The sequence below is a fragment of the Marinobacter sp. genome (assembly GCF_052094685.1).
GTDB lineage: Bacteria > Pseudomonadota > Gammaproteobacteria > Pseudomonadales > Oleiphilaceae > Marinobacter.
This window is the reverse complement of the sequence record NZ_JBQDKB010000041.1, coordinates 16,995-33,157: the sequence shown is the minus strand read 5'-3', so window position 1 is coordinate 33,157 and position 16,163 is coordinate 16,995. Positions and strand designations below refer to the sequence as shown.

Below are 16,163 nucleotides of genomic sequence, written 5' to 3'. Positions count from 1 at the left end.
CCCGCATGCAGGGTGTTGTGGGGGCTGGGGGTTAGATACCCCTGGCTACCCGATTCATTCCTATCGCTCGGATGTTCGTAATGGCACAGACTGAATCCCCCAACGCATTGTTGATGCAATTCGCCAAATGGCCTGAAGCTGGCCGAGTAAAAACTCGCCTTATTCCTGCGCTTGGGGTTGCTGGAGCTCTGGATGCGCACTTAACGCTCACACTCGCTGTTCTGAATAACCTGTGTGGCTCGGGGCTAAAGGTGCAATTCTGGTGGGATAGGGCAGTGGAGCCTGTACCGGTAGATGCGCAGGAGGTTGTTCGCACGATTGAGCAGCGGGGCCTGGAGCAGAAAATACAGCAGGGCGTTACTTTGGGCGACCGCATGTTGGAGGCACTTGAAAACGGCCTTCAATCCCACGCCTTGGCGCTAATCGTGGGCAGCGATTGCCCGTCGGTTGAACCGGAGTATGTGCATCAGGCAGTGGCTAATTTACAGACATGCGATGTGGTGTTGGGGCCGTCCGATGATGGTGGGTACGTGCTCATTGGCGCTCGCCGAGTGGTTCCGCACATGCTTGATGGTATTGAATGGGGTACGGAAGCGGTTCTCGAACAAACCTGTGCGCGGTTGAAGAAACTAGGGCTCAGCGTTGGTTTGCTGGAGCCCCGTTGGGATGTGGACGAGCCCGAAGATTGGGCGCGGTTTCAGCTTATTTAACCGGCACTGGCGGTTGTTGCAGAATAAGGTCGCGAGCTGCACCAGGGCTTAACCCTTCACCTCCGGTTACGGCGCGCAGCGCTCGGCCTCTGTTTAATACCGCATCCGTGAAGGTGGTTTTCAGCTCTTCAAGACTTACCGCTTTGACGGCCTTCGCGAGCTTCTCGCGGGAGTCAAAATTACCAGAACCTCGGTCGATCTCGCGCCAGTAACGCCCGGAAATCTCACTCAACTGGCGATCTCGTTCCAAAAGGCTGCTGATTACTGCCTGTTTTTCTCGTTCTAGCCGTTTCCCATCCAGATTGCTAAGGGTCTTTTCAAAGCCTTTTGTGAACTCACGAACCGCCAAGTCTATCTCGTTCTGGCTCGCAGTGGGGGACTGAACCACAAAACCCAAAGCCGGAGTTTCGAGCATTTCAAAGGGTGTTGCGTACACAATGTAGCCAAGCTGGCGGGTGGTGCGGATGTCTTCATAAAACGGGCTACTTATAATCTGTGCCAGCAGGCGGAACCTGGCACGCTCTTCAAAGCTGGTGTTCTTGCCTTGTGCGTAGAGGGTATACCCGGTGTCTGGGTGCTCTACGTTCAGGGAAACTAGCATTTCGTCTGCTGGCAGTTTGCGAACGCGGCTGCGTTCTACCGGAACAAAATTACTTTTGCCCAGAACGATGGCGTTAATCTGCTGGGCGAGGTTTAGTGCGTAGGCTTGTGTAATGTTGCCATGAGCCAGTAGCACCGGGTCGACTTCTGAGAGAAGTGCCTGGGTGAACGACATGAGCTCATCGAGGGTTACACTTTTGGCGGCCTGGAGTTTTTCTTCGGTGCTCCAGGTGTCTTCAAGCACGGCGGTTTGGATGAACTCCGATGTTTGCGCAACCGGCCGGTCTTTGGCTTTGTTCTGCAGGCCATCTATTAGGTTTTGCCGTGCGATTTCAAACCGTTGCCGGGTGATATCCGGTGCAGAAATTTGCATGAGAATACGGTTCATCAGAGTGTGCAGTTTGTCGTTGTAGCCACCCACCCGCACCGTGATGCCCCGCAAATGCGGGTAGATGCTGTAATCCAGCCCGGCCAGGCGAGCGGAGTAGGCCCCGGCGTTCAGGTTGGTGTTGATGCTGTCTACCAGTAATCGCATTAGTACGTGGCTGCGTGCAGATACGCGGGCAGCGGGTGTACGCAGGCTGAAAAACACGCTGGCTTTTGGTGTGCTGAAGCGGGTATCTCGGGCAAACCAGATAGCCATGCCGTTGTCGCTCAGCAGTTCAGGCTTGTCCATGGTTTTGCCTGGCACCATGTCTAGGTTTTCGGGCACAAATGGGTTGGGTAGTGGAAGGCGAAGTGTCTTAGCCAGTGAGTCTGGCGCCTTAGCTAAAAGTGTTTCTGAATCTAAAGGTTCCATTTGCCAGGGTGTTTCATACCACTGAGTCAGCTTTGGATTGCTCAGCTCTGGCTGGGGTTCCAGCAAATAAGCGATCACGTTATCCGGTGTTAGTTTGGCGAGAATCGCTCGGTACTGATCCGGCGCGTAACGCTCCATCAGCCAAGGCGCGCTGAGGATGTCATCGGCAGGGTAGTCCTGGAGTTGGCTCGATAGGCGCATGGCCTCATGCACGGGGTCGCCTTGTTCGCGAAAGCGGAAATCGATTCCAGCTAAACGCTGCATTTCTTCAAAACGCTGTTGGCTGACGCCGTCCTCGCGAATGATGTCGATGTATTGGAACACCAGCGACAGGATTTCTTCGTGCTTGCTCAGTCCCTCTGGTGTGAGGGCAATGCTTATGTCCAGCGTGGCGTTCTCGCCTGTGTCCATGCCAATGCCGGCTGAGAGGCTATCCGCAAGCCCACTCTTTTTGAGCACGTCAAATAGGCTTCCTGGCCCTTCGTGGCCCAACAGGTTGGCAACGTAGCTCGACGGCTTGGTTCGGTAGTTCTCTTGCTGTGATGGAATTGGGAACGATAGCGACAGGCTGCGCACATCCTTGATGGCTTTTACCGTCACCTTTGCTGGTGACGAGCCGCTTTCAAGCAGACTGGCAGTGTGAGTTTTAGGCTGAAGGTTACGGTTTTCAATAGTGTTGAAGCGCGCTCGCACCATGTTTTCAAGTTCGTTCAGCGGCTGTGGGCCATAAACTGCGAGAGTCATCAGATTTGCTGAATATCGGGCTTTCCAAAACTCGATCAAGTCAGGCCGAAGAGGATTTTCTTTGGTATTTTCCAGTGTGGTCAGGTTGCCGACGGCAAACTGGTGGAACGCGTGCTCAGGATTGCTGGCGGCTTTTTTGACGGAATAGAAGCGGCGTCCATCTTCTTTTTGTTTGGCACTGAACTCGGAATGAACGGCGTTGCGCTCGCGGTCAACCAGCTCGGCGGTAAACAGTGGAGCCCCGAACTGCTGGGCAAAACGATCCAAAGCAGATTCTAAATAGTTAGCCTGGATATCAAAGAAATAGTTGGTGTTACGAAACGCGGTAAAGGCGTTATGACTGCCGCCGTGACTTTTTATGAACTGCTGGTACTCGCCGGGCTCTGGGTATTTCTCAGTGCCCAGAAACAACATGTGTTCCAGGAAATGCGAGATGCCCTCTCGATTTTTGGGGTCATCACCGCTGCCGACGGCCACATTCATGGAGGCCGCGGCTTTTTCTGCACCCTTGTCGGAGACCAGAATCGCCCGCAAGCCATTATCCAGCTCTATGAAACGGTATTCATTGTTGTCGTTCGGGCTTTTCTCCGGCGTTTGCGCGGAGTAAGAAAAGGAACTGACAAACAACAGTACAAATAGCGCAAATACATGTGTTATTGGCATCTGTATTCGGGCGTTGATTGGGGTACCGGTATACATAGGGCCTCTGTCATCCGTTTTAGGGCTTCTGGAAAGGTCTTGTTTAATTGTTGCAAGGCAGGATGCTCTGGGTTTTAGTGCATCATTGCCTTCTTCGTAGTTTTCGGTTGCTGGTCGAGGGTTTTGCGGGCCAGATCCGCCGCCGTTTCGCCATCCAGTTCGCCAGAACCAATACGCTCAAGCACAGTTGCCATAATCGCGACGGATTCTCGGTAGTCTGCAAACTCTGCTTGGAACGCGGTGTCGATGGCCTGATAAACCGCTTGGATTTTTTGCTCACGATCTCCGGAATTTTTCGCCGTGTCGTTGATTGCTTTCAGGCAGGCACGGGCGATGGCGATGTAGCGTTCGGTGTTTGGGTTGTCGTTTTGCATTGTTGGGCTTCCGGGTATCGCTTGGGCTGTGAAAAGAATTGACGCCTGAAGAGGCTGCAAGTTCCGGATTATCGCATTGCTGACAGACTGTTTCATTGCTTTGCGGTAATTCGTTGTACGGGAAGGCGAGTGGCGAATACTGTGCTAGGCTCAATCGTATTGTGTCGGGAAAAAAGACAGGCATTCTCGACAACTTTTAGAGTAATAGCTCTATTTAAAACAATGGGTTACAGAGTAAAAGCTCTAATAAAGACCAATACATCATATTTGCAATTAAGTACAATGCCGGCCTTTCAAAGCCGTTGTAAGACTTTGGTCTAATACGGCTGGCGCAGACAGACAACAACAGAGCAACAGGCAAGGTGGATTATCAATGAATTATTTCCTTACGGGTGGCACCGGGTTTATTGGCCGTTTTCTTATGGAAAAACTGCTGGCACGCGGCGGTACAGTGCATGTTTTGGTGCGCGAGCAGTCACAAGGCAAGCTTGATGCACTCAGAGAGCGCTGGGGCGTGGATGACTCCCGTGTAAAGGCGGTGATCGGCGATCTTACAAGCAAGAACCTGGGCATTGATGCCAAAACCCTGAAAGCTTTAACAGGTAAAGTCGACCACTTTTTCCACCTTGCCGCTGTTTACGATATGGGCGCCGATGAGGAAGCTCAGCAAGCTACAAATATTGAGGGTACCAGAGCCGCAGTTAACGCTGCTGAAGCAATGGGGGCGAAACATTTCCACCATGTTTCATCTATTGCTGCAGCTGGCATGTTCAAGGGCACCTTTCGTGAGGATATGTTTGAAGAAGCTGAAAAGCTGGATCATCCGTATTTGATGACTAAGCACGAGTCAGAAAAGGTTGTCCGTGAAGAATGCAAGGTGCCATTTCGCATCTACCGACCGGGTATGGTAATTGGCCACTCAGCCACCGGTGAGATGGAAAAGGTTGACGGCCCGTACTACTTCTTCAAGATGATTCAGAAGATCCGTCGCACGTTGCCTCAATGGGTGCCGACAATTGGCATTGAAGGCGGGCGCCTGAACATTGTTCCAGTAGATTTTGTGGTTAATGCGTTGGATCACATAGCGCATCTGGATGGCGAGGATGGCAATTGCTTCCACCTTGTGGATTCCGACCCTTATAAAGTCGGCGAAATTCTCAACATCTTCAGTGAAGCAGGCCATGCTCCGAAAATGGCTATGCGCATTGATGCCCGCATGTTCGGTTTTATTCCGCCGTTTATCCGCCAAAGCTTAAAAAACCTGCCACCGGTGAAGCGTTTAACCGGCTCTGTATTGGAAGACATGGGTATTCCACGGTCCGTGCTGTCTTTTATTAATTACCCAACCCGTTTTGATGCCCGTGAAACCGAGCGTGTGCTGAAAGGTACAGGTATTGAAGTGCCCCGTTTGCCGGATTATGCGCCGGTGATCTGGGATTTCTGGGAGCGTCATTTAGACCCGGAGCTGTTTAAAGATCGCACGCTTAAAGGCACAGTTGATGGCAAGGTGGTTGTGATTACCGGTGCCACCTCTGGTATTGGTTTGGCAACAGCTGAAAAGCTGGCTGAGACGGGTGCCATTCTGGTTATCGGTGCTCGTACTCGCGAAACGCTGGACAAGGTGGCTGCATCACTGGAGGAAAAAGGTGGCAAGGTGCATGCCTATCAGTGTGATTTCTCCGACATGGAAGCGTGTGACCAGTTTGTGAAAACCGTTCTGGATAACCACGGCCATGTGGATGTGCTGATAAACAACGCCGGGCGCTCTATCCGACGTTCGTTGTCGTTGGCGTTTGATCGTTTTCACGATTTTGAGCGCACCATGCAGCTTAACTATTTCGGATCCGTGCGCCTGATTATGGGCTTTGCGCCTTCCATGTTGGAGCGCAAGGGCGGGCACGTGGTGAATATTTCATCCATTGGTGTTTTGACCAACGCGCCGCGATTCTCTGCCTACGTGGCGTCTAAATCAGCGCTGGATGCATTCAGTCGATGTGCCGCTTCTGAGTGGTCCGATCAAAACGTAACGTTTACCACCATCAACATGCCTTTGGTGAAAACGCCGATGATTGCACCCACCAAGATCTACGATTCTGTGCCAACGCTTTCGCCGGAAGAAGCCGCCGATATGGTCGCCGATGCGATTGTTTATCGACCTAAGCGGATTGCGACCCGCCTTGGTGTGTTTGCCCAGGTGCTACATGCTGTGGCCCCGAAGATGGGTGAGATCGTGATGAACACTGGGTACCGTATGTTCCCCGATTCATCCCCAGGAGTAGGTGGTAAGGTCATTGAAAGGCCTAAGGTGTCCACGGAACAGGTGGCGTTCGCAGCGGTTATGCGGGGCATTCACTGGTAAGAATTGTTTGTTGTAAACGGAACCAAAAAACCCGCAGTTCAGTTGAGCTGCGGGTTTTTTGTGGGTGCCGCGTGTTGGAATCGGGCCCGTATTATTCGGCGTCTTCTGAAATCATTGGTGGCGGAAAGCCGCCCAGATCTAGCCAGCGATTGACGATTCCGCAAAACAGGTCCGCTGTTTTTTCTGCGTCGTAGGCTGCAGAGTGGGCTTCTTTGTTATCGAACGGAATGCCAGCCAGCTTGCACGCTTGCGCCAACACCGTGTGGCCATAAGCCAGGCCTGCAAGGGTGGCTGTGTCGAATGTCGAAAACGGGTGAAACGGATTGCGGCGGATATCTGCCCGTAGCGCAGCCGCAAATACGAAATTGTGATCGAAAGTCGCGTTGTGGCCAACCAGAACCGCGCGCTTGCAGTCATGGGCCTTAACGGATTTGCGAATGGGGCTGAAAATTTCACTCAAGCCTTCGCGCTCGGGCACGGCTTCTCGATCCGGATTCCAAGGGTCGATCCCCGTGAAGTCCAGCGCAGATTGCTCCAGATTGGCACCTTCAAACGGATCAATCTGTTGCAGGTGCGTTTCACCGCGCTGTAACCGGCCGTCGTCGTCCATGGTTAACATAACTGCCGCTATTTCCAGCAGAGCATCGCGATCCGGATTGAACCCGCCTGTCTCCACATCGACAACAACAGGTAAAAAACCGCGGAATCTGCGGGACATGGGGTGCGATTGTCTGTTTTCGTCAGTCACTAAAACTCCGGTCGTGGCCGTTTATCAGGAAATTGGGATAGGTCTACGCTAGGCGCCAGTTAATGGTTTCGCCGGCTTTCAATGGAACGATGGTACCACCCGCCAGAGGTAATTCATCCGGCATTGGCCAAGGTTTTTTCACTAGGGTAATAGTATCGGTATTTCTCGGCAGGCCGTAGAAGTCCGCACCGTTAAAGCTGGCAAAGGCTTCTAGCTGGTCAAGGATGCCCAGTTCTTCAAAAATATCCGCATACAATCCAATCGCGCCATAGGCTGAATAGCAACCGGCGCAACCGCAGGCAGCTTCCTTTTTATCCTTCGAGTGTGGTGCGGAGTCGGTTCCCAGAAAGAATCGTTTGTCGCCGCTGGCAATGGCATCTCTCAGGGCTTGCTGGTGCCGATTGCGCTTCAAGATTGGAAGGCAGTACAGGTGAGGGCGGATGCCACCCACCAGCATGTGATTTCGGTTGTACATGAGGTGCTGAGGCGTGAGCGTTGCTGCAAGATTGTCGCCTTGGTGATGCCGTACAAACTCTGCAGATTCAGCGGTGGTTATGTGCTCAAGCACAACTTTGAGGTTGGGGAAGGCCGCCAGTGTGGGGGTCAGAACCCGCTCCAGAAATACCTTCTCCCGATCAAAAATATCTATCTCTGTATCGGTCACTTCGCCATGAACAAGCAGCAGCATGCCGCATTCGGCCATGGTTTCCAGTACCGGGTAGATATTGCGAATATCCTGCACGCCCGAAGCGGAGTTGGTGGTGGCTCCGGCTGGGTACAGCTTTGCTGCAACAATGCCTTCGGCACTTGCCTCAAGGATATCACCACGAGTGGTGGACTCTGTGAGATAGAGAGTCATCAATGGCTCGAAATTCGTGCCTTTGGCCGCTTCCAGAATGCGTGCTCGGTAGGCTGAAGCTTCAGCGGCATTTGTCACCGGGGGGGCAAGATTAGGCATGATGATCGCTCGCCCGAAACAGGCTGCGGTTGTTGGCACCACATCTTTTAATACATCGCCGTCACGAACGTGTAAGTGCCAGTCGTCGGGGCGCACAAGAGTGAGCTGTTCGGTCATGAGGTGGTTTCCACAGTACCTTTAAGCAGTACCTTCAAAGGGCTGAAAAAATAGGCATGAAAGGCGTCTTCGTTTTAGACGGCGTTTCGGCCCTGAAAAATTTGGCAGATTATAGCAGAAGGCGCCGGTGATTGTTTTTCCCCTTGCCGACTAAAGAACAGCTAAAGGGTGCCGTTAAACAAGGTAATGACTAAACACTGGTAAACGAACGGTGTGACGGTTGCGGCACTTTTATAGCGCTCTTATGGAACTCTAATGGCAATTTGCTTCCACAAAAAAACGCTGAATTTCCTGGCAATGCTGGCGCTGGGCGCTGCCATGTCGGAAGCTGGCGTGGCGGGAAGTTATGGTGCGGGAATTGAAAACAGCCAGTGGTATCTTGCCGAGTCCGTTTTCGAGTGTTCTTTGGTGCACGAAGTTCCGGGATACGGCCGGGCGGTTTTCCGTCACAGAGCCGGAGAAAAGCTGTCTTTTTTCCTGGAATCAGAAGCCCATCTTATGCGACCCGGCAGAGGCTCGCTGATTGTTGAAGCTCCCGCTTGGCGGCCAGGTGTCGCGCCACGGCCTGTGGGTGCGGTAAACGTAACCGAAGGGCGCCGGCCGGTGTCGCTGGATACTCGCCAAGCGGTCATTCTTGCCCAGAGCCTTCTTGAAGGGATGCGTCCGACCGTTACCAGAGATTCTTGGTACGACGGCAACCCGGTTCGTGTGCAGGTTTCCAGCATCAATTTTAACGGACAATACCAGCGTTACCGGTCTTGCGCCGCAAATCTTTTGCCGGTGAATATTGATCAGGTAGGGCGTTCGAGAGTGAACTTTGTTACAGGCTCCAAGAGACTCTCAAGGGCAGATATGGCACGGCTGGATAATATTGTGGCCTACATCATGGCCGACTCTACCGTTGAGCGGGTGTTTGTTGATGGGCATACGGATGACATTGGTAGCCGAATTGATAATCGGGCCTTGTCTGAGGATCGCGCCAATGTGGTGGCCGAGTATTTGAAATACAGGGGGGTTGCCTCGGATTTGATAACAACCAGATCTCATGGCGATCGGTATCCAGCGTCTCGCCGCAAGGCTGAAAACCGTCGTACAACCATTCGTTTACAGCGCGAAGGTGAGCGCCCGGCGCTTCAGCAAGCTAATGGTTACGGCCGTGCGTCAGCAGGTTGACCGGCTCCTATACCCAATTTTCAAACTACCTTCAGTAAACTGAATTCAACACTTCCAGATGGGCGTTCACGCCCTCTGCCAGAGCTTTCAAGTGATAGCCTCCTTCCAGCGTTGAGATGATCCGATCGTTGCTGTGTTCGCTTGCGACGCCCACCAACATTTCGGTGAGCCAACGGTAGTCTTCTGTTTCTAAGTTGAGCTCTGCCATGGGATCGAGGCGGTGGGCGTCAAACCCAGCTGATACCAGAATAACCTGGGGTTTGAACGCATTTAAGCGCTTTATCCATCCCTCTTCCACTAGCCTGCGATACTCGGCAGAAGAGCACCCGGCTTCGATGGGAATGTTAACGATGTTGTCGGCCTGGCGATGAACATGGGAGTTCGGAAATAAAGGGTGCTGGAAGCTTGAACACATCAGTATGCGTTCATCTCCGCTTACGATATCTACCGTGCCATTTCCCTGGTGTACGTCAAAATCAACTATGGCTACCCGCTCAAGGTGGTGGAAGTTGAGCGCGCGCATGGCGGCCAGAGCAATATTATTGTAAAAACAAAACCCCATGGATTTACTGCGCTCGGCATGGTGGCCGGGAGGCCGCGCGCAAATGAATGCGTTGGTAACCTGGCTGCTCATCACCATATCCACGGCCTGAATATTCGCCCCGGCGGCCAGCCTTGCTGCGCGAAGGGTGTCGGGCATCATGGCGGTGTCGGGATCGGTGAATACCCGGCCGCGGGAAGGTTGCATCATATCGAGTTGTAGCAGGTAACGTTCGGGGTGCACGGTTAAGAGCTGATCGCGGGTAGCTTCCTCGGGTCGCACCCAGTCTAGTTTGTCGGCCATGCCAGTGTCTGCGATGTAGCTGATGATGGCTGCCAGGCGGCCAGGGCTTTCGGGATGCTCCGGCCCCATGTCGTGTTTCATGCAGTCATCGTGGGAAAAAAATGCAGTGGTCATAAATCTCGAAACGCCCCGATTATGCTTGTATTTTCGTCAATCCTATCAGGGATAATCTGGTGGTGCCGGGTTTCTTTGGTCTTATTAGGAGCGATAGGCATTTTACATCGGTACTTCAATGCCTAAGATAGAGCAAACACATACTGAAAAGGAGAGCCAGCTTGAGCACCCGGTATCTGGAAAGTTTGTTCAACCCTGCCTCTATTGCGGTGGTAGGTGCGTCGGAGCGGGCGGACAACCTTGGCGGTATGGTATTACGAAACCTGTTGAGTGGCGGCTACCCTGGCCGGCTCTTGGTGGTAAACCGGAATGATTATGACAATGTGCATGGCATTCCCTGCGTGAAGAAAGTGTCGGGGATGGCTTTTTCTCCGGATCTTGCCATTATTTGTACACCCCCGGAAACGGTTGGCAAGACTATCCGTCGCCTGGGAGAGGCGGGTGTGCGTACCGCTATTGTGATGACAGGCGGTATGTCCCGCACCCACAGTAAAACCGGTACCCCCTTGATGTATTCAGTGCGGGAAGCGGCTAAGGAAACCGGCATTCGAGTGCTTGGCCCGAACACCATTGGCCTAATGGTGCCAGCTAGAAGTCTCAACGCGACTTACGCACACATGGGTGTTCTTCCTGGCCGCGTAGCGTTTGTCGGGCAGTCTGGAACCATTGCAAGCTCGGTGATTGACTGGGCATTCGCCCGCGGGGTGGGTTTTTCCTATTTTCTTACCCTGGGCGATGGTATGGATATTGATCATGATGATCTGATCGATTACTTGGCCCAAGACACCCAAACCCGCGCTATTCTCCTGCATATCGAGCATATTCCCAACGCACGGCGCTTCATGTCGGCCGTGCGGGTGGCGTCCAGAACCAAGCCTGTGATTGCGGTTAAGTCTGGGCGGGTGCCAGAATCTGAGTGGCTTCCCCATGAATTACCTGATGGGATCAAGCGCAGTGACCCAATATACGATGCCATGCTACAGCGCGCGGGTGTTCTGCGGGTTGACGGTCTGGGGCAAATGTTCGATGCGCTCGAAACGCTCACTCGCATGCGCCCGTTGCGCAGGGAGTCTCTTGCCATTATGGCCAACGGTGTTGGCCCGGGGGTTCTCGCAGTCGACCGGCTGGCCGATTTGGGAGGCCAGCTGGCGAGCCTGTCTGAATCCAGTATTAACGGCCTGGCGGAACTGTTGCCTTCGTACTGGACACGCAAGAACCCCATCGATCTAAACTACGATGCGTCCCCGGAGTTGTACGGTAAAGCGATTAAAATTCTGGCCAAGGATCCCGAAATCGCCAACGTGCTTGTTATGTATGCACCCAGTTTGACGGAAGACAGCCTGCAGATTGCAGATGCTGTGGTGCAAGCTGCAAAGGGCACGCGCCTCAATATATTCACATGCTGGCTTGGGCAGAGCACGGTGATGGAGTCTCGCGAGGAGTTTTATCGCGCCGGCCTGCCGTCGTTTTTTAACCCCGAGAAAGCCGTGGTCGCCTTCATGCAGCATATACGCCATCAGCGTGTTCAGCGACTGCTGACCGAGACCCCGGAATCCTTCACCGATCATTTCTCAGACCATACGAAAACCCGGCGCGTGGCGGTGAATGCGCTCAAGGCCGGGCGCAACCACCTGTCGAGCCAGGAAGCCCGAGCGGTGGTGCGAGACTATGGCGTTAATACTATTGAGACGGTTTATTGCAACGATGTAGAAGAGGTTATGGGTGCGTTCGCCATAGAACGCCGGCCGGTGGACGTTACGATCGTTCACGAGCAAGGCTGTCACCCGTTCGCAAACCTAACGGTTGCCCAACGCCGCTATAAGGGAACCTTGCAGAAACTGAACAGTGAAGCGGCGATTATAGATGGCTGCCGTTTCCTGATGGAGGAATACGAAAAGCATTTCCCAACCAGTGGCTTTGTTGGCTTTGCCATGCAGCGGTCTTATCAGCACGTGGGTGGTATTGAGTTTAGCGTTGGCATTACGAGAGATGCCCAGTTCGGGCCGCTAGTTGTTTGCGGTGCCTCTGGTGCTCATATTAACGTGATGACAGATCGTCAGATTGCGCTACCGCCGTTGAACATGGTTCTCGCACGGGAGCTGTTGCGCCGCACCTATATGTACAAACTGCTCAAAGAGCACAGTTTGAAGCCCGAAGCGGATATTCGAGCGGTGTCAGAAACCTTGGTGACTCTTTCTCAGATTGTGATCGACATTCCCGAAATCCTGGGGCTGGAAATTTCGCCGTTGTTGTTCAACGATCAGGGGGCTGTAGCCGTTAATGTCGCTATCAACCTCTCTGAAACACCAGGACGGCCGATTATTCAGCCGTACCCAAGAGAGCTTGAGGAATGGCTGGTGCTGCCGAAATCGGGTCGCCGGGTGATTATTCGACCTGCGCTGGCAGAGGACGAACCATCCCACCGGGTGTTCCATGAGTTGCAGTCGCCTGAATCCATACGTTACCGGTTCTTTCAGTACCGTAAGCACTTCACCCGGGAAGACGTCGCGCAAATGGTGCAGATCGACTATGACCGAGAAATGGTGTTCATAGCCAATGCTCCCAGAGAGGATGGCAAGGGCGATGAAACTCTTGGCACCGTAAGAACCTGGACCGATGCTGACAATCTGCAGTGCGAGTTCGCGGTGATGGTTCACGACAAAATGAAGGGTGAGGGTCTTGGCATCTCACTGATGCAGAAAATGATCGATTACTGCCGCGCCCGTGGCACGGTGGAAATGGTGGGCAATGTACTGGCCGATAACCGCCCGATGCTGCAGTTGGCGGAGCACATGGGCTTTGAGATTAAGTATAACGTTGAAGAAGAAGTGATGGATTTGCGGCTGGTGCTGAACGAGCCGAAAAACGACTGGCAGAAGGAGCGGCTGGGGAAGGGCGCCCACTGAGGCCTTTTTTGAGAGGCTCCAGTGGCGCTCACACGCCTGAGTGATTACTCTTCGACGATGGCCGAGCGGTCTTCACCGCCCAGGGCTTCGAGTAAACCTGGAATCAGTTTGGACAATTCCAAGGTCATGATGGTGAAGGCGGCATCAAATTTTGCCACCGCGTCATCTACTTCTACATCGTCGAGCTGATCCTGAAGCGTTTCGCCAAATTTCAGCCGGCGAATGCCCATTTCTTCATCCAGCATGAACGACACATTGTCGTCCCAGGTTATGGCCAGCTTGGTCACTTCCATGCCAGCTTCCAGGTGATTGCGGATTTCGTCTGCTTTCAGGTTCAAGCCTTTGCAACGAACCACGCCGCCATCTTCCGATGGATCTTTTAGCTCACATTCATCGCCCAGTACCACGGTGCTGGGCAGGTCGATTGTTTCGTTCAGCCAGCCGGTGAGCGTAAAGATCGGTGCCTGCTCCACTGCGGGCGGGCGCACGGGCAGGGAACCCAGGCTTTTGCGCAGGGTTGAGGCCAGGTCTTCCGCTTGTTTCGCAGAGCCGGCATCAACCACCAGAACACCATCCTTTGGCGCCAGGTACGCAAAGCTGCGGCGGTTCCGTGAAAATGCTTGGGGCAGCATTTCCAGCATCACCTGCTCTTTGATTTCATCCTTTTCCTTGCGGCGAACCTTGCGACCCTGTTCGATCTCAATGGCTTCAGCTTTTTCTTCAACGGCATCTTTTACCACTGGCCCTGGCAGGATTTTTTCTTCCTTGCGCAGGGCAATCAGGTGATAGCCATTGGCACTATGAACCAGCAGTTCACCGTGTTTGCCAAGAGGCGGTACCCAGCCTTGGCGAGTCGTTTCCTGCGGGCCACAGGGCTTGAATGCATCTGTGCTGAGCTTTTCTTCCAGCTCTTCGGCTGAGATATCAAACGGCTTTGTAAAACGGAAAACGCGGGCGTTGCGAAACCACATCAGGCTTGATCCTTATCTGTCATATTTGCATAACCTCTACTAGTACTGTTTTTACGATGAAACCAACCACACCGGCCCCCAGTACTGTAAAAAGGGCGATGGTACCAAACTTTCCGGCTTGGGATTTTTTGGCTAGGTCCCAAACAATGAAGCCCATCCAACCAATAAGTGCTGTCAGAAACACCAGCATGGCGATCTGGGAAAATACTGCTTCATTCATGTTTTTCTCCGAACTTACTCTGGGTTAGTGTCCCGCCTAACTAATGTTCATCTCGCAAGAAAACCCAGTTGTTTTTGTCGGACTGGTCTTCGCTGAAATAGTAGCCATCAAGGTCGAAACCCTTGAGGTCGTTTACATTGGTAATGCGATTCAGGATGGCGTAGCGGCACATTAGGCCGCGTGCCTTTTTGGCGTAAAAGCTGATTATTTTGTATTTACCGTTTTTCCAATCTTTGAATTGGGGGGTAATCAGTCGCCCTTCAAGGTCTTTCTTCTTCACGCTTTTGAAATACTCGTTCGAGGCCAGGTTTACCAGTACCCCGTCGTCTTTCTCAAGCTGGCTATTGATCTCGCGGGTGAGTTGCTGGCCCCAGAAGGCGTATAGATCCTTGCCGCGTTTGTTCTCGAACTTTGTGCCCATTTCCAGCCGGTACGGCTGCATCAGGTCAAGAGGCCTGAGAATGCCGTACAGTCCAGACAGCATGCGCAGATGCTTCTGGGCGAAACTGAAGTTCTGTTCGCTGAAGCTGTCTGCACCCAGCCCAGTGTATACATCGCCTTTAAACGCCAGCACAGCTTGGCGAGCGTTTTTCAGGGAGAAGGGCGTGTGCCAGCTCTGAAAACGTTCGGCATTCAACTGGCCCAGCTTGTCGCTGATGCTCATCAGGTTGCTCACCTGATGCGGCTCAAGCTCTTTGAGCTGATCTATCAGTTCGCAGGCGTCGTCCAGAAAGTCTGGTTTGGTATAGGTTTTCGTTGCCAGCGGGCTCTCGTAGTCGAGGGTTTTGGCGGGTGAGATAACCATCAACATGTTGGATAATTCCTCATTGCAGAAACGTGAGTAACTGATCGCGAGTGAATGGCCAGTCGAGTTCCTGCCCGGTATCGCTGCGCCGGAGTACGGGAATTCGGGTGCCGAAGCGCTCTACCAGCTCTCCTGATTGAGCGATATCCACCACATCTACAGGTATCGGCGCTGGCATCGGCGTGCTCACAAGTAGAGCTTCGGCGAGCTCACACAGGTGGCACTGAGACGTAGTGTAAAAAAGCAGCTCCATTATTTTGGCTGGGCGTCCACTTTCTGGCCGTTTACGCCAGCGCTGTCTTTGCCCATTAGGTATAAATAGACTGGCATCAGCTCTTCTGGCGTCGGGTTCTGATTCGGGTTTTCTGCCGGGTAGGCATGGGCTCGCATATTGGTTCTGGTTGCACCCGGGTTCAGGCTGTTTACCCGAACGTTGGTGCGCTCGTCATCCAGCTCTTCCGACAGAAGCTGGCTCAGCCCTTCTACGGCAAACTTGGAGACGGCATAAGCGCCCCAGTATGCTTTGGCTTGGCGACCAACACCGGAGGACGTAAAAATGATCGACGCAGCATCAGATTTGCGCAGCAATGGGATCATGGCGCGGCTTAGCTGGAAGGGGGCCGTAGCATTCACATGCATCACCCTGTTCCAGAGTTCCGGGTCGTACATTTCCACTGGGCTGCGGTCGCCTAGAATTCCAGCGTTATGCAGCAGGCCATCGAGTTTCCCGAAGTTGTCTTCCAGAGTCATGGCCAGCTCTTCGTAATCCTTTACCGCAGCGCCTTCAAAATTCATCGGCACAATGGCCGGCTTAGGGTGCCCGGCGGCCTCGATTTCATCGTACACCGATTCCAGCTTGCTTACGGTGCGCCCCACAAGAACCACGGTAGCGCCATGAGCTGCATAGGTTTTTGCGGCTGTACGGCCGATTCCGCTGCCTGCACCGGTCACCAGTATGATGCGGTCTTTCAGAAGATCAGCGGGTGCTTGGTAATCTTGCATAACCTGTCTCCGTATCAAGC

The 16,163-nt window shown here is 53.2% G+C and carries 14 protein-coding genes; 4 read left to right on the top strand and 10 right to left on the bottom strand.

The window, feature by feature from the left end:
* Positions 1-80: 80 nt before the first annotated feature.
* The gene (locus ACTH3S_RS10045) at positions 81-710 is read left to right on the top strand and encodes a TIGR04282 family arsenosugar biosynthesis glycosyltransferase (protein WP_441808874.1); all 630 of its coding nucleotides are present in this window, start codon (positions 81-83) and stop codon (positions 708-710) included.
* Here ACTH3S_RS10045 and ACTH3S_RS10040 read toward each other — a convergent pair.
* Together ACTH3S_RS10040 and ACTH3S_RS10035 are read right to left on the bottom strand one after the other, a co-directional pair.
* Positions 703-3,516: an insulinase family protein gene (locus ACTH3S_RS10040; RefSeq protein WP_441808873.1), complete on the bottom strand. Its 2,814-nt coding sequence runs from the start codon at positions 3,514-3,516 to the stop codon at positions 703-705. The two genes, ACTH3S_RS10045 and ACTH3S_RS10040, sit on opposite strands and share 8 nt — an antisense overlap.
* A gap of 110 nt (positions 3,517-3,626) precedes the next feature.
* Entirely contained in the window at positions 3,627-3,926 is a 300-nt protein-coding gene (locus ACTH3S_RS10035) for a hypothetical protein (RefSeq protein ID WP_441808872.1), read from the bottom strand.
* 373 nt (positions 3,927-4,299) lie between these two features.
* On the opposite strand from ACTH3S_RS10035, the gene ACTH3S_RS10030 reads away from it, so the two are divergent.
* A complete protein-coding gene (locus ACTH3S_RS10030; RefSeq protein ID WP_441808871.1) occupies positions 4,300-6,285 on the top strand; it encodes an SDR family oxidoreductase in 1,986 nt (661 codons plus the stop codon).
* A 91-nt stretch (positions 6,286-6,376) separates the two neighbouring features.
* On the opposite strand, the gene rnt is transcribed toward ACTH3S_RS10030, so the two are convergent.
* Entirely contained in the window at positions 6,377-7,033 is a 657-nt protein-coding gene (gene rnt, locus ACTH3S_RS10025; protein ID WP_441808870.1) for a ribonuclease T, read from the bottom strand.
* Positions 7,034-7,076: 43 nt separating this feature from the next.
* Positions 7,077-8,108: a dihydroorotase gene (pyrC, locus tag ACTH3S_RS10020; RefSeq protein WP_441808869.1), complete on the bottom strand. Its 1,032-nt coding sequence runs from the start codon at positions 8,106-8,108 to the stop codon at positions 7,077-7,079.
* A gap of 255 nt (positions 8,109-8,363) precedes the next feature.
* Between pyrC and ACTH3S_RS10015 the strand changes: the two genes are divergently transcribed.
* Positions 8,364-9,281: a flagellar protein MotY gene (locus ACTH3S_RS10015; protein WP_441808868.1), complete on the top strand. Its 918-nt coding sequence runs from the start codon at positions 8,364-8,366 to the stop codon at positions 9,279-9,281.
* A 31-nt stretch (positions 9,282-9,312) separates the two neighbouring features.
* On the opposite strand, the gene ACTH3S_RS10010 is transcribed toward ACTH3S_RS10015, so the two are convergent.
* On the bottom strand, positions 9,313-10,239 hold the full coding sequence (locus ACTH3S_RS10010) for a histone deacetylase family protein (RefSeq protein ID WP_441808867.1): 927 nt from the start codon (positions 10,237-10,239) through the stop codon (positions 9,313-9,315).
* A gap of 161 nt (positions 10,240-10,400) precedes the next feature.
* On the opposite strand from ACTH3S_RS10010, the gene ACTH3S_RS10005 reads away from it, so the two are divergent.
* The gene (locus tag ACTH3S_RS10005; RefSeq protein WP_441808866.1) at positions 10,401-13,145 is read left to right on the top strand and encodes a bifunctional acetate--CoA ligase family protein/GNAT family N-acetyltransferase; all 2,745 of its coding nucleotides are present in this window, start codon (positions 10,401-10,403) and stop codon (positions 13,143-13,145) included.
* 44 nt (positions 13,146-13,189) lie between these two features.
* Here the strand turns inward: ACTH3S_RS10005 and rdgC are convergent, their stop codons facing one another.
* From rdgC to ACTH3S_RS09980, 5 genes are read right to left on the bottom strand one after another with little or no spacing between them, the layout of a single operon-like run.
* The gene (gene rdgC, locus ACTH3S_RS10000; protein WP_441808865.1) at positions 13,190-14,116 is read right to left on the bottom strand and encodes a recombination-associated protein RdgC; all 927 of its coding nucleotides are present in this window, start codon (positions 14,114-14,116) and stop codon (positions 13,190-13,192) included.
* 19 nt (positions 14,117-14,135) lie between these two features.
* Positions 14,136-14,336 (bottom strand): DUF2788 domain-containing protein, encoded by a 201-nt coding sequence (locus tag ACTH3S_RS09995; RefSeq protein ID WP_441808864.1) that lies wholly within the window; start codon positions 14,334-14,336, stop codon positions 14,136-14,138.
* 40 nt (positions 14,337-14,376) lie between these two features.
* Positions 14,377-15,147 carry a peroxide stress protein YaaA gene (gene yaaA / locus ACTH3S_RS09990; protein ID WP_441808863.1) on the bottom strand — a complete coding sequence of 257 codons (771 nt, stop codon included), beginning with the start codon at positions 15,145-15,147 and terminating at the stop codon, positions 14,377-14,379.
* 13 nt (positions 15,148-15,160) lie between these two features.
* Positions 15,161-15,394: a glutaredoxin family protein gene (locus tag ACTH3S_RS09985; RefSeq protein WP_441808862.1), complete on the bottom strand. Its 234-nt coding sequence runs from the start codon at positions 15,392-15,394 to the stop codon at positions 15,161-15,163.
* Entirely contained in the window at positions 15,394-16,143 is a 750-nt protein-coding gene (locus tag ACTH3S_RS09980; RefSeq protein WP_441808861.1) for a YciK family oxidoreductase, read from the bottom strand. Before ACTH3S_RS09980 ends, ACTH3S_RS09985 begins: the two co-directional genes overlap by 1 nt.
* Positions 16,144-16,163 lie beyond the last annotated feature (20 nt).